Genomic DNA, 14197 nt, shown 5'->3' with positions numbered 1-14197 from the left:
GCTGAAAACCGTGGGCGGCAATTTTTATCTATTGCGTATTTTCAGGACATTAACCAGAGGTAATCGATGAATAATCCACCTGCCGGTGAAAAAGACAGACTCAATCCCGTTGTATTTTATACCTCTGCCGGATTGATTCTGACGTTTTCACTTGTCACGATTCTCTACAGTGAACTGGCCGCGAGCTGGATCCTCAAGGCGGTCAACTGGGTTTCCGCCACCTTCGGCTGGTACTACATGCTGGCTGCCACACTCTATATCGTCTTTGTGCTCTACATGGCCTGCTCACGCTTTGGTTCGATCAAGCTCGGGCCGGAGCACTCCAAACCCGAGTTCAGCGTGCTCAGCTGGTCCGCCATGCTGTTTGCCGCGGGGATCGGTATCGACCTGATGTTCTTCTCGGTCGCCGAACCCGTGACGCAGTATATGCAGCCGCCGGAAGGCGCAGGGCAGACTCTGGAAGCGGCCCGCCAGGCGATGGTCTGGACGCTGTTCCACTACGGACTGACCGGCTGGTCAATGTATGCGCTGATGGGCATCGCGCTGGGCTACTTCAGCTATCGCTATAACCTGCCGCTTACCATCCGTTCCGCGCTCTATCCCATTTTCGGCAAACGGATTTATGGCCCGATTGGCCACACCGTGGATATTGCCGCCGTGGTGGGCACCATCTTTGGTATCGCCACCACGCTCGGCATCGGGGTCGTGCAGCTTAACTATGGCCTCAAAGTGCTGTTTGATATCCCGGAAGGCCTGACCGCGCAGGCCGCGCTGATTGTCCTCTCCGTGGTGATCGCCACGATTTCTGTGACATCGGGCGTCGATAAAGGGATTCGTATTCTCTCTGAGCTGAACGTGGTGATGGCGCTGGGTCTGATTCTTTTTGTGCTCTTCTTCGGCAACACCGAATTCCTGCTGAATGCGCTGGTGCTGAACGTCGGAGATTACATCAACCGCTTTATGGGCATGACACTCAATACCTTTGCGTTTGATCGTCCTACACAGTGGATGAACAGCTGGACGCTCTTCTTCTGGGCGTGGTGGGTGGCCTGGTCGCCATTCGTTGGTCTGTTCCTGGCGCGTATCTCACGTGGTCGTACCATCCGTGAGTTCGTACTGGGCACGCTGATTATCCCGTTCACCTTTACGCTACTGTGGCTGTCAGTGTTCGGTAATGCCGCGCTGTATCAGATCATCCACGGCAATACGGAGTTTGCGCAGGAAGTCATGAACCATGCGGAGCGCGGCTTCTACAGCCTGCTGGCGCAGTATCCGGCGTTCAAACTCAGTGCCTCGGTCGCCACCATTACCGGTATGCTGTTCTACGTCACCTCCGCGGATTCCGGCTCGCTGGTGCTGGGTAACTTTACCTCGCGACTGAAAGACATCAACAGTGATGCACCGAACTGGCTGCGTATCTTCTGGTCTGTGGCGATTGGCGTACTGACCATGAGCATGCTGATGACCAATGGTATTACTGCCTTGCAGAACACTACGGTGATCATGGGGCTGCCGTTCAGCTTTGTTATCTTCTTTGTCATGGCGGGGCTGTTTAAATCCCTGAAGATTGAAGATCACCGTCGGGCCAGCGCCACGCGCGACACCGCGCCTTATCTGGCTCATGCGACCGATCGTCTGACCTGGAAGAAGCGTCTGTCACGCCTGATGAACTACCCTGGCTCGCGTTATACGCAGCAGATGATGGAAAAAACCATCTATCCGGCGATGCAGGAAGTGGCGAAAGAGCTGGAACTGCGGGATGGCCGGGTCACGCTGGAGAGGGTTGAGGCGGATGAAAGCAACCCGATTGGCTATCTGGATCTGCGCGTCCATCTGGGTGAGGAGCAGGACTTTATCTATCAGGTCTGGCCGCAGCAATATTCGATTCCGGGCTTTACCTATCGTGCCCGCAGCGGTAAGTCGACCTACTACCGGCTGGAAACCTTCCTGATGGAAGGCAGCCAGGGTAACGACTTAATGGATTACAGCAAAGAGCAGGTGATCATCGACATTCTCGATCAGTATGAGCGACACCTGAACTTCATCCATCTCAACCGTGAAGCGCCGGGCAGCAACATCAGCTTCCCAAGCGCTTAAGTCAGGGCCCGTCAGTGAGCAATTGCTGGCGGGCTTTTTTTTCGCTACCGTCGTCATGAACAATACCGCTTCATCTGATGAAATCGACTATCTTTAGGGCTTTACTGGCCTGATGCCTGAAGGGTGTAGACAGGAAGTCATATGGGAAAAATATTCAGTACGTTTCTGCCGCTTTATACCACGACGCTGCTGATGCTGCTCGGTTCTGGTTTACTGACTACCTACGTCTCGTTACGGCTGGCCAGTGAGCAGGTCAACGGTGCGCTGATCGGGGCGATTATTGCGGCCAACTACATCGGGCTGGTGATCGGCGGCAAAGTGGGACACAACCTGATTGCCCGCGTCGGCCATATTCGCGCCTATGTGGCCTGTGCCGGGATTATTACCGCCTCGGTGATTGGTCACGGGCTGACGGACTTTATTCCGCTGTGGGTCTTTCTGCGTCTGATTATCGGGCTCTGTATGATGTGCCAGTACATGGTACTGGAGAGCTGGCTCAACGATCAGGCGGAATCTTCCCAGCGCGGCATGATTTTCGGTCTCTATATGGTCGCCACCTACCTTGGACTCAGTGGCGGACAGGTGATACTGAGCCTGCAATCGGGGTTTGGGGTGAGCACGCTGCTGATTGTGGCGCTCTGTTTCGCGCTCTGTCTGGTGCCGATTGCGTTGACCACCCGCACTCATGTCCGGCCCATGACGCCAGCGCCGATGGAGCTGGGCTATTTTATTCGCACAATTCCTAAACTGCTCGGCACCACCCTGGTGACCGGCATGGCGATTGGCGCGTTCTATGGCCTGGCGCCGGTTTATGGCAGCAGCAAAGGCTTCACCACCAGCCAGACCGGTTATTTTATGAGCCTCACGATTTTTGCCGGGCTGGTATCGCAGTTTCCGCTGAGCTGGCTCTCTGACCGCTATGACCGCCAGCGGCTGTTATTCATCATTGCCATGCTCTTTGCCGTGGCCTGCGTGCCGCTGGTGGTGCTGCCGCATCTCACCTTCCACTGGATGATTGGCATCGCCTTTGCCGCCAGCATGATGCAGTTTGCGCTCTATCCTTTGCAGGTGGCACTGGCCAACGATCAGGTCGCCGCCGATCGCCGTGTCTCGTTAACCGCCTGTCTGCTGATGGCGTTTGGTATTGGCGCCAGTATCGGCCCGCTGGTGGTCGGCGCGCTGATGCAGCCGCTGGGCAGCTATATGCTCTATCTCTTCTTTATGCTCTGTGCGCTGGTGATTGGCGGACTGAGTTATGTGCGTGCGCCGGGTCCGCTCCCGACGACCGAAGTACCGTTGCCGCATGTGGTGATGCCTGACAGTCTGGCGACCTCGCCACTGGGTGCCGCGCTGATCCCGACGCTGGAAGAGGAGGTGATTCATGCGTCGATGGGCGGTCAGGCGCCGGAAGAGGAGAGTGCTGAGTTCGATGGCACAGCGGACGAAGAGGATTTGCCCGATGACCTTCCTGAGGATCAACGGCAAAAATAGCAGCGGTAAAGCAGGATGCCATTCGCCGCTGACTGTACCGTTAAAGCAGGATGTCCGGATCTGACTCACTCTTGTCCGGTTGCTGGCTCGACATTTGGGTCAGCAACCGCGAAGCTGGCGCATACCGCTTTTTTAAGGAGTCACACCATGCTGGAACTTCGCCCCAATTGTGAACGCTGCGACGTTGATCTGCCGCCATCATCTCTGGCAGCACGCATCTGCTCGTTTGAATGCACCTTCTGCGCTGACTGTACTGAGCATCTCACTCATCTTTGCCCCAACTGCGGTGGCGAACTGGTGCGCCGTCCGGTGCGCCCGGTGGAGAAATTGCAAAAATATCCGGCTAAATTGCGCAGCTGATCCCAAATGACGACAAATATGATTTGGGCAGAATAGCCTGTCGTGCCTGATGTCGTTATCATAAGTTTCGTCCCTGACAGAGCTACCACCTTAACTGAGTGCCGGAGATAAGCGCCGGAAGGGACGCACCTTTCACCCACCGTTACTTTCTCTTTGCCCGATAGCCTTACACACTCTGCTTTCCCGTTCGTCCTGCCGGTTCAGCCCTGACTATACTCTGATGATGTTTTCAGCAGAGAGGTCGGGTGCATCAATGTATTACCACGTCCTGAATGGCGCAGAATGGCGACGAATCTGGGTGGTCGGCGATCTGCATGGCTGCCGCCGCGAACTGGATGCGCTGTTGCAGCAGCATCAGTTTGACCCGCAGCAGGACTTACTGATTTCGGTGGGTGACATCATCGATCGCGGGCCCGACAGTCGGGGTTGTCTGGCGCTGCTGGAGGAGCCCTGGTTTCGCTGCGTGCGGGGGAATCATGAGGAAATGGCGCTGTCGGCATTACAGGGGCAGGAAATGGCGCTCTGGCAGATGAACGGTGGCGACTGGTTCTTTCGGCTGCGTGGTGCAGCGCTGATTGCGGCGCGTCACGCGTTGCAGCGTTGCCGTGAGCTGCCGCTGATTCTCCACCTGCAGCTTGATGAGCGAATTATTGTGATTGCTCATGCTGATTATCCAGCCCGGGAATACGTGTTGAATAAGCCACTCGACTGGCAGCAGGTGGTCTGGAGCCGTCAGCGGCTGGAGGCAATAGAGTCAGGCGAACGGGCGGGCATCCGTGGCGCAGACGCCTTTTACTTCGGCCATACACCGCTGAAACAGCCGCTGACGATTGCCAATCTGCATTACATCGATACCGGCGCAGTGTCTGGCAATCATCTGACGATGCTGCAACTAAAGTAATTCAGCGGAACAGGCGTCCGTCGCGCACCAGCTCCCGGGGATAGCTGTTCTTGATGCGGCTGCCGACTTTTTTAGCCAGCCCCAGCGGCTGCTGCTGATAAGTCACAATCATCTCATTACGGGTGGGTTCCGTTTCCGGATAGATATCCCGGCCGCGATACCACTCTTCCGCCTCTGCTGCGGTGAGCTCAAAAGTCTGTGCCGCATCGGGTTTTGCCAGCGCAATCACCGCTTCATGCTGCCAGCGATAGCCTTTAGCAAAAGTTTCTGCCAGCTTCAGGCCGATACGCGAGAAACGTACTTTGCCCAGCAGCGGAGTGACGGCCTTCGGGAACAGCCAGATCTCTTTGTCACGCTGCCACAGCTCCAGCGACGTATCCCATTTTATGGAGACAGCGGCGGCGGCCTGGACTATCTCACTTTCCAGCTTGCGGCTAAGGTGGGAGAAGGGCAGTTTACCCACTTTGTAGCCCGGCAGCGGTAAGGGCTCAACCGACGCGGTTTTACGCAGTCGGGCAACGAAAAAGCCTTCGCTGTCGAACATCTGCGGGAAGACATGCAGATAGCCCTCGGGCGTCGCGGCCTGTCCGGCACCCTCAAACAGCCCATTGAGCGGAATGACCTCCACCGCATCCGGATAGCGCTCCAGCAGCCAGGCGATCACCTGCTGATTCTCAATCTGATTCAGGGTGCAGGTGGAGTAAACCAGCGTGCCGCCGGGTTTGAGGGCGTGGAAGGCACTGTCGAGCAGATCGCGCTGGGTCGCGGCGATCTCATGCGTACTCGCCAGCGACCAGTTTTTCAGCGCATCAGCATCTTTGCGAATTACCCCTTCGCCGGAGCAGGGCGCGTCGAGCAGGATGGCGTCGAACTGTTCCGGCAGGGCTGGCCCGAAGACCCGCGCGTCAAAGTGCGTTAAGGCACTGTTGCTGACGCCACAGCGGCTGATATTGGCATGCAATACTTTTACCCGGCTGGAGGAGAATTCGTTAGCCAGGATAACGCCCTGATTGCCCATCCGCGCAGCAATCTGGGTTGTTTTAGAACCCGGTGCCGCCGCCATATCCATCACAGCGCTGACCTCTGACTGAGCATCAAACAGCGCGGTCACCGGCAGCATGGAGCTGGCCTCCTGAATGTAGAACAGGCCGCTGAGATGCTCAGCTACGCTGCCCAGCGGCAGGCTCTCATCTTCCCGGATGATCAAGAATCCCTCTTCGCACCACGGCACCGGCGTCAGCTGCCAGTCATAATTAGCGGTCTGACTCAGAAAGTCAGCCACGCTGATCTTCAGGGTATTGACGCGAATACTGCGGCGCAGGGGTTGCTGACTGTACGCAATAAATTGCGCGAGGCTCGCCTCATCGGGCAGGCTCTGGCGCATTAATGAGAGAAAATCGGCGGGGAAAAGCGAAGAAGCATCTGACACGGGCACATTCCAGTTAAGGCAAAGGCGGCAGTGTACCATGAGGAAAGGAAACGGGCAGCCAGGCTGCCCGTTTGAGGGAGTGAATAGGGTGTTGGCTCGTATTGGCCGCGCGTAATCCGCTTTTTCAGACGGCTCAAAACGCAAAGCGATGGGCGCATACGCCTGGAGTAAAGCATCGCGGGCCAGGGATGACGTCTTTTGCGTCTTTGCGGAAGGCGTATGTTCCCTGAGCCGGTGCTCACTTTAAACGCTCAAACGGGCAGAACAGCCTGCCCGTTTGAAATAGCCTTTAGCGCGGAGACGGGATCGCCGTTCCCCAGTTACGCCACTCTTTCGGCGCTTCATCCTGCAGCAGGAAGTGTTTATCCGGATTCGCCTGCGGCGCCAGCGGCACCGTCGGCGGCGTCGCAAACTGAATGCCACCGCGAATAAACTGCTGGAAGGTCCCGGTTTTCACTACGCCACCCACCAGACCGAAGTCCAGGTTATAGCCGGATGCCAGCCAGAACACCGAGTTATTACGCACCAGATGCTGGTACTTCTTACTGATGCGCAGGGCGATCTGCACGCGATCCGCCATCGTACCCAGTGAGGTGCCGGTCACGGTACCCACTTCCACACCACGGAACAGCACCGGCGTACCCAGCGACAGTGAACCGGCCTCAGTGGCATCAACATAAATGTTCAGACCATTAAGGTAGCGGGAGTCGGTAATGGTGCTCTCCTGCAGTTCAAACGTGCGCGCGGCGCCACCTTTACCTGGATCCACGTTGACGTAAGGCTGCAACAGGGTTTCCAGATGATTCACACCAGTGGCGGAAATCTCCGGTGAGACCACCGAGAAACGGCTGCCGAGACGGGCGAAATCGTTGACATACTCCGGATAGAGAACGGCTTTCGCCACCACCTGATTGTTATCTTTGCTTAACGACAGTGACTCCACCTGACCGACATTAATACCCAGGTAACGAATCGGCATTCCGGCAGAGAGCTTGCTGGCGTCATAGGTGTGCAGCGTAATCTGGCTACCCACCGCGCGGGCAGCCGTTTCAGAAGGATAGAGGACGCGTTTGGCCCCTTTGCCCGACTGTGCACCACTCATATTGTCGAAACTGATCGCGCCTTTCAGCGCGCGGTTAAGCGGCGATGCCTGCACCGTCAGACCGCTGCCGTTGAGGCTGACGCGTGCGCCACCCTCAGCCCAGAACACGCTTTCGCTGGTCAGCAGCTTGCGATACTCCGGCTGGATATGTACCGCAATATCAAAGGCGTCAGCACGCGGCGTGACTTTAACAATCTCACCCACCTGATATTTGCGGTAAAGCACGACAGAGCCAGTCTGCACATCAGGCAGACTGGTAGCGGTCAGCATCAGCGTGGTAGAAGGGCCATCGCCGGTAATGCCTTCTTCCGCTTTTTCAGCATCGGAAAACAGCGGATAGGCACTTTTTGGCTCACCCTTTTTGCCCGGGTCCAGCCGGATACCGCCATCCACCCATTCACGGGCGCTGGCCCCTAATACCTGCATGCCATCAAGGCCGAACTTCACATCAAGCCGACTGTTAACGATAAATTTGCTGTCGCCATGCACCAGATTACGATGTTCAGGATTGACCGCCACGACGAAATTCACGCCATTTTCATCCAGCGAACGCGACATCACCTGACCAATCTGCATACCGTGCAGCATCAGCGGCTGGCCCTGATCGATACCATAGCTCTCCGGCGCGCTGAGTTTTACCGTCAGCACATTGGGTTTCTGCAGCAGAGTTTCATTGGATGCCAGCACGGTGTAGTGCTGCTGCGGCTCGCCTTCGCCCGGTACCAGTTCCAGCGTGTTACCGGTCAGTAACGCGCTGAGGCTGGTATCCGTCAGGCTGATTTTCGGGCTGTGCATCTCAATGCGGGTGCCGCTGCGCATCAGATCGACGACAGAAGGGTCAATGGTCAGCTCGCCGGTGACTTTGCCACCATCCAGCAGATTCAGTTTGGTCAGCGTGCCGACTTCCAGTCCCTGATACATCAGCGGAGTGCTGCCCGCCTTAAGATTGTTGCCGTTGGGCAGATCCAGCGTGATCTGCACGCCGCGCTGACTATGCGCCAGATCGGGATAGAGCCGGTAATTCTGCTCAGCTTTGGCCGTTTCCGCACCCTGTGGTGAGTCAAATGCGATCGCGCCATTGACCAGCGCCGCCAGACTCTCCAGCTGCACTTTAGCCCCGCTCAGGCTGACGTCAGCATTCATGCCTGACACATTCCAGAAACGGCTGTTGGTTTTCACCAGATTGATAAAGCGGCGGTCAATCAGCACATCAATCGACACGCCATCTGATTTGCTGTTTATGCTGTAGTCATAGACCCGGCCAACCGGAATTTTGCGGTAATAAACCAGCGAGCCGGTGTTGAGTGAGCCGAGATCGGGCGCATTCAGATGGATCATCAGTTCGCCGGTATTCACCCGATATTTAGGCTGCGTATCCAGCGCGGTAAACGACTCGCTGGGTTTACCTTTACCTGGCATCATCCCGATGTAGTTACCCCCGACCAGCGCATCCAGCCCCGACACACCCGCCAGCGAAGCTTTAGGCGTTACCAGCCAGAACTGCGTATCTTCGCGCAGCGCATCGCGCATGTCGCTCTTGATGCTGGCTTTAATCTGAATGCTGCGATAATCATCACTGAGATTAATGCCCTGCACGGTGCCCACTTCCACGCCCTGATACCGGATCGGGGTACGACCCGGCACGATACCATCTGCCGTCTGGAAATTGATGGTGATGGTGGTGCCGCGCTCCTGATAATTGGTCCAGAGCAGCCAGCAGGCAATCAGCATCGCAATGATCGGCAGCAGCCAGAAGGGCGAAATTTTACGCTTATTGCGCAGCGTTGCGTTAGTCGGTGTAGTCGGCGTTTCCTGTTGCATGTGCATCCCAGAGCAGGCGGCTGTCCAGCCACTCAACAGACATAATGGTCAGGATGACGGCCGCGCCAAAAAACAGCGCCGCCGGTCCCATGGTAAAAGCCAGCAGCTGATCACGGTTGACCAGCGACATGGTTAACGAAATGACAAACAGATCGAGCATTGACCAGCGGCCAACCCAGGTGACAAACCGCAGTAACCGGATGCGGGTTCTCAGTCCCTGTTCACAGCGAAAATGAATGCTGAGCAGCAGAGTCAGCATTACCAGTACCTTGATAAACGGCACCAGAATACTGGCGATAAAAACAATCGCCGCCACCGGGATATTGCCTTCAGCCAGTCCCAGAATGCCGGAGAAGATGGTGTCCTCGCGCCGGGAACCGTTAAGGTAAACCACGGAGATCGGCATCAGATTTGCGGGGATCAACAGCACAATTGATGCAATCAGGGCGGCCCAGGATTTCTGCAGGCTGTGACGGCGCCGGAAGTCGAGTGGCGTGTGGCAGCGCGGGCAGCGGCCCCGATCATCGGGTATGCCGGTGTTGTGGCAGTTCAGGCAGACCTGCATATCATCACGGGCCATATTACCGGGGGTTTGCGGATAGAAATGCTCCCATAGCTGCTCCATATTCAGATGGATCAGCGTCAGCACGCTCAGCACCGTCAGGGCAATGTAAGCCGCCAGCCCGTAGCCAACCTCCAGCGAAGCATAGTCCTGCACTTTAATCGACGCCACGGCAATGCCGATCAGATAGATATCGAGCATCACCCACTCTTTCAGCTTCTCCAGCATCAGCAGCACGGGACGCAGGTTCATGCCCAGCCGGTGGCCGATACCGAGATAACAGATACCCGCCACCAGTGTTACCGGCGCGCCGATGGTGCAGAACGCCACCATTGAGGCCGTCAGTACATCACCCTGCTGGGTCATCTGGATGATGCCTTCCAGTACGCTGGCATTAATGCGCATGCCAAGCAGCCGGATATCTACCAGCGGCAGGGAGAAAGCAAAGGGCATTAACACCATCATGGTGGCGGCCATCGCCATAAGACGGGTCATCGGCCAGTCGCGACCACTGAGAATTTCGGCGTTACAGCGTGGGCAATGTGCCGACTGATGAGATTTCACATCCGGTAAGGAAAAAAGGGTATCGCATTGCGGGCAACGCTGATAACGTGCGTGAGGCAATGTCTGGCTGATAGCGTGAATTTTCATAGGGTGATGCAATCTTCGCTCTTCAGAAGTAACAAATATCGGTCATTAAGACATTGTCTGTGTGCCTGTCTCGGGCATCACGCTTCGATCCACAGAATGCTAAGGGTATAGCAACTAACGCTATGATTCACCTTGTGGCTCTGGATATTTAAAACTTATTTTTAACGAACGGTCTCTAATGCCCCGTTCAGATGTCATTGGTAACGGTTAAATAATGAACAAAACTGCCTTTTACGCCGATTTGAATCGCGATATGCGCGCCTTACTGGCGGGAGAAACGGCGTTCCTCGCCGCGATGGGAAACTTTAGCGCGCTGCTGTACGAACGTCTCGATGGCGTGAACTGGGCAGGTTTCTACCTGCTGACGGAAGCGGATACGCTGGTGCTGGGCCCGTTCCAGGGCAAAATCGCCTGTGTGCGCATTCCGGTCGGTAAAGGTGTGTGTGGCACGGCGCTGGCAGAAGAAAAAGTGCAACGCGTAGATGATGTGCATGCCTTCCCGGGCCACATCGCCTGTGACGCTGCCAGCAATGCTGAGATTGTGATTCCTCTGAAAGTGAATGGCACTGTGGTTGGGGTGCTGGACATCGACAGCGTGGCGTACAATCGCTTTGACAGCGACGACGAATCGGGGCTGGTCACACTGACTGATGGGCTTTGTGAAGTGCTTGCGAACAGCGACTTAGAAAAATATCTGCAGCTGACGCGCAGCTAATCGACTGGATCACATGGCATTTAGCGATGTTGTCATTATAATGTCGCCTGTTCATGCCTGCGCTGGTCGGCAAACCCGTTGTAATCAGGAAATTTCATGGAAAATCAACCTAAGTTGAATAGCAGTAAAGAAGTCATCACTTTTCTGGCGGAGCGCTTTCCGCACTGCTTTAGCGCTGAAGGTGAAGCGCGTCCGCTCAAAATCGGTATCTTTCAGGATCTGGTCGAGCGTGTTCAGGGCGAAATGGGTCTGAGCAAAACACAGCTGCGTTCCGCGCTGCGTCTCTATACGTCAAGCTGGCGTTATCTGTACGGCATCAAAGCCGGTGCTATCCGTGTCGACCTCGACGGTAACGCCTGTGGCGTGCTGGATGAGCAACACGTTGAGCATGCACGCAAGCAACTGGAAGAAGCGAAAGCACGCGTCCAGGCGCAGCGTGACCAGCAGCGCGCCGCGCGTCGTGAAGCAGGCGAAAGCGAAGAGGGCGCGGCACCGCGTCGTCCACGCAAGCCCGCGGCACGTAAGCCTGCAGAAGGCGAAGCCGCGCGTAAACCGCGTCCGCAGACCACTGCACCGCGTGCGACCGCCTCACAGCATCGCAAGCCAGCCCCACGTCCGGAGCAGGAAGCCCGACCCATCACTGATACCTCAACTTTGCAACCCGGCCAGAGTATTAAAGTTAAAGCAGGCAAAAGTGCGATGGACGCGACGGTTCTTGAAGTATCAAAAGACGGCGTTCGGGTCCAGCTCGCTTCCGGCATGGCAATGATTGTGCGCGCAGAACACTTGCAGTTCTGAAACGGAGGCTAACCCCGGCATGAACACCCTTTTTAAAGTTGGACTTATTGCGGGCCTGCTATTAGCAGGCCCTACCTTCGGCGCAGAGAACATCACACGCGCCGATCAGATTCCCCAGCTTCACGAAGATGCGCAGGATCCAACGGTCAGTGAGCGCGTAACCTCGCGCTTTACCCGTTCTCACTATCGCCAGTTCGACCTGGATCAGAACTTTTCAGCGAAAATTTTTGATCGCTATCTGAACATGCTCGACTACAGCCACAATGTGCTGCTGGCGTCAGATGTGGCGCAATTTGCCAGTAAAAAAACCACGGTCGGCGATGAGTTGCGCAGTGGTAAGCTGGATCTCTTTTACGATATTTATAATCTGGCGCAGAAACGCCGTTTTGAGCGCTATCAATATGCGCTGACGGTGCTGGCTCGTCCGATGAATTTCAGCGGCAATGACACTATCGACATTGACCGCGCGAAAGCGCCGTGGCCGAAAGATCAGGCTGAACTGAATGCGCTGTGGGATGCCAAGGTCAAATATGACCAGCTGAGTCTGAAGCTGGCAGGTAAAGACGATAATGAGATTCGCGACGTTCTGACCAAGCGTTACAACTTCGCGATCCGTCGTCTGGCTCAGAGCAACGGTGAAGATGTTTTCCAACTGGTGATGAACGCTTTCGCCCGCGAAATCGATCCGCACACCAGCTATCTCTCGCCGCGTAATACCGAGCAGTTTAACACCGAGATGAGCCTCTCCCTGGAAGGCATCGGTGCGGTACTGCAGATGGATGACGACTATACCGTGATCAACTCGATGGTTGCAGGCGGCCCGGCCGCGAAAAGCAAAGCCATTACTGTTGGTGATCGCATCGTGGGTGTCGGTCAGCCAGGCAAGCCGATGGAAGATGTGATCGGCTGGCGTCTGGATGATGTCGTGGCAAAAATTAAAGGACCGAAAGGCAGCAAAGTGCGCCTGGAAGTTCTGCCAGCCGGTAAGGGCACGAAAACCCGTACCGTGACGCTGACGCGTGAGAAAATCCGTCTGGAAGATCGCGCGGTTAAATTGACCATCAAAAATGTCGGCAAGCAGAAAGTGGGCGTGCTCGATATTCCTGGTTTCTATGTCGGGCTCACCGACGACGTGAAAGTCCAGCTGCAGAAACTGCAGAAACAGAACGTCGACAGCGTGGTGATCGATCTGCGTACCAATGGCGGCGGCGCGCTGACCGAAGCAGTCTCGCTTTCCGGTCTGTTTATTCCGAGTGGGCCGGTGGTTCAGGTACGCGACAACAATGGCCGGGTGCGTGAAGACAGCGATAACGACGGCGTTGTCTACTACAAAGGACCGCTGGTGGTGCTGGTCGATCGCTTCAGCGCCTCAGCCTCTGAGATCTTTGCTGCCGCGATGCAGGATTACGGTCGCGCGGTGATTGTCGGCGAGCCAACCTTTGGTAAAGGCACCGTTCAGCAGTATCGCTCTCTGAACCGCATCTACGATCAGATGCTGCGTCCGGAGTGGCCTGCGTTAGGCTCCGTTTCTTACACTATTCAGAAGTTCTATCGCATTAACGGCGGCAGTACACAGCGTAAAGGCGTCACGCCAGATCTGCTGATGCCAACCGGCGTTGAAGCGGCTGAAACCGGTGAGAAATTTGAGGATAACGCACTGCCGTGGGACAGCATCAAAGCGGCAACCTATGTCAAAACCGGTGATGTTAAACCGCTGGTTGCGCAGCTGACGAAGCAGCATGCTGACCGCATCGCTCAGGATCGCGAGTTCCAGTACATTATGAAGGACATTGCCCGTTACAATGCCCTGAAAGACAAGCGCAACATCGTGTCGCTCAATCTCGCTCAGCGCGAGAAAGAGAACCACGAAGATGATGCGTCTCGTCTGGAGCGAATCAACGCGCGCTATCAGGCCGAAGGCAAAAAACCGCTGAAAAACCTGGATGAGCTGCCGAAAGATTATAAAGAGCCGGACCCGTATCTTGATGAGACGGTGAAGATCGCGAATGATCTTGCGCAACTGGAGAAATCCCAGCCGGACGTGCCAGCGGCTAAATAATCCGCTGTTGCCAGAAAAAGCACCGCTCAGCGGTGCTTTTTTTTATACTCAGAAAAGTTTCCAGTAAGCAATGATTAGCACGGGTGAAGGTGCCTGAAGGCTGGGCTCCTCTTCAGGCGTGTCAGAATGTAAAGTTATGTCTTTTTAGGCACTTAAACGTTAAGGTCGCTTGAAAAGCCGCCCAATGCCCATAGGATATGGATCCGCGTAT

General features: G+C 55.8%; 10 protein-coding genes. 7 read left to right on the top strand and 3 right to left on the bottom strand.

Annotation, left to right across the window (positions count from 1 at the left end; all coding sequences use genetic code 11):
* The first annotated feature begins 66 nt into the window (after positions 1-66).
* The 4 genes from AC0T7J_RS03040 to AC0T7J_RS03025 all read left to right on the top strand — a co-directional run bounded on the left by AC0T7J_RS03040 (position 67) and on the right by AC0T7J_RS03025 (position 4849).
* Positions 67-2097, top strand: coding sequence for a choline transporter (locus AC0T7J_RS03040; RefSeq protein ID WP_473792062.1), 2031 nt, complete (start codon positions 67-69; stop codon positions 2095-2097).
* 141 nt (positions 2098-2238) lie between these two features.
* Complete coding sequence (locus tag AC0T7J_RS03035; protein ID WP_473792060.1) at positions 2239-3588, top strand: MFS transporter; 1350 nt, start codon at positions 2239-2241, stop codon at positions 3586-3588.
* A gap of 147 nt (positions 3589-3735) precedes the next feature.
* The gene (locus AC0T7J_RS03030) at positions 3736-3948 is read left to right on the top strand and encodes a DUF1272 domain-containing protein (protein WP_473792058.1); all 213 of its coding nucleotides are present in this window, start codon (positions 3736-3738) and stop codon (positions 3946-3948) included.
* A gap of 253 nt (positions 3949-4201) precedes the next feature.
* A complete protein-coding gene (locus tag AC0T7J_RS03025; protein ID WP_473792056.1) occupies positions 4202-4849 on the top strand; it encodes a metallophosphoesterase in 648 nt (215 codons plus the stop codon).
* 1 nt (position 4850) lies between these two features.
* Here AC0T7J_RS03025 and rsmF read toward each other — a convergent pair whose 3' ends face one another.
* The 3 genes from rsmF to yebS all read right to left on the bottom strand — a co-directional run bounded on the left by rsmF (position 4851) and on the right by yebS (position 10414).
* Positions 4851-6278, bottom strand: coding sequence for a 16S rRNA (cytosine(1407)-C(5))-methyltransferase RsmF (rsmF, locus tag AC0T7J_RS03020; protein ID WP_473792055.1), 1428 nt, complete (start codon positions 6276-6278; stop codon positions 4851-4853).
* Between the two features lie 289 nt (positions 6279-6567).
* Positions 6568-9201 (bottom strand): PqiB family protein, encoded by a 2634-nt coding sequence (locus AC0T7J_RS03015; RefSeq protein ID WP_473792053.1) that lies wholly within the window; start codon positions 9199-9201, stop codon positions 6568-6570.
* Positions 9170-10414, bottom strand: a complete 1245-nt coding sequence (gene yebS / locus AC0T7J_RS03010; RefSeq protein WP_473792051.1) for a membrane integrity lipid transport subunit YebS — start codon at positions 10412-10414, stop codon at positions 9170-9172. Before yebS ends, AC0T7J_RS03015 begins: the two co-directional genes overlap by 32 nt.
* Before the next feature lie 214 nt (positions 10415-10628).
* On the opposite strand from yebS, the gene AC0T7J_RS03005 reads away from it, so the two are divergent.
* The 3 genes from AC0T7J_RS03005 (at position 10629) to prc (ending at position 13986) form a co-directional block, all read left to right on the top strand.
* Entirely contained in the window at positions 10629-11129 is a 501-nt protein-coding gene (locus AC0T7J_RS03005; RefSeq protein ID WP_010258773.1) for a GAF domain-containing protein, read from the top strand.
* Between the two features lie 96 nt (positions 11130-11225).
* Positions 11226-11927 carry an RNA chaperone ProQ gene (proQ, locus tag AC0T7J_RS03000; RefSeq protein ID WP_010258776.1) on the top strand — a complete coding sequence of 234 codons (702 nt, stop codon included), beginning with the start codon at positions 11226-11228 and terminating at the stop codon, positions 11925-11927.
* A 19-nt stretch (positions 11928-11946) separates the two neighbouring features.
* A complete protein-coding gene (gene prc, locus AC0T7J_RS02995; protein WP_473792050.1) occupies positions 11947-13986 on the top strand; it encodes a carboxy terminal-processing peptidase in 2040 nt (679 codons plus the stop codon).
* Positions 13987-14197 lie beyond the last annotated feature (211 nt).

This window comes from Pantoea sp. E956-1, from assembly GCF_982223955.1.
Note: the sequence above shows the minus strand (reverse complement) of the source record. Positions and strands in the feature narration are given on the sequence as shown.

Bases quoted from the DNA above. Each gene is read 5' to 3' on its own strand.
- AC0T7J_RS03040 (WP_473792062.1), top strand. From the start codon at position 67: ATGAATAATCCACCTGCCGGTGAAAAAGACAGACTCAATCCCGTTGTA.
- AC0T7J_RS03035 (WP_473792060.1), top strand. From the start codon at position 2,239: ATGGGAAAAATATTCAGTACGTTTCTGCCGCTTTATACCACGACGCTG.
- AC0T7J_RS03030 (WP_473792058.1), top strand. From the start codon at position 3,736: ATGCTGGAACTTCGCCCCAATTGTGAACGCTGCGACGTTGATCTGCCG.
- AC0T7J_RS03025 (WP_473792056.1), top strand. From the start codon at position 4,202: ATGTATTACCACGTCCTGAATGGCGCAGAATGGCGACGAATCTGGGTG.
- AC0T7J_RS03015 (WP_473792053.1), bottom strand. From the start codon at position 9,201: ATGCAACAGGAAACGCCGACTACACCGACTAACGCAACGCTGCGCAAT.
- yebS (WP_473792051.1), bottom strand. From the start codon at position 10,414: ATGAAAATTCACGCTATCAGCCAGACATTGCCTCACGCACGTTATCAG.
- AC0T7J_RS03005 (WP_010258773.1), top strand. From the start codon at position 10,629: ATGAACAAAACTGCCTTTTACGCCGATTTGAATCGCGATATGCGCGCC.
- proQ (WP_010258776.1), top strand. From the start codon at position 11,226: ATGGAAAATCAACCTAAGTTGAATAGCAGTAAAGAAGTCATCACTTTT.
- prc (WP_473792050.1), top strand. From the start codon at position 11,947: ATGAACACCCTTTTTAAAGTTGGACTTATTGCGGGCCTGCTATTAGCA.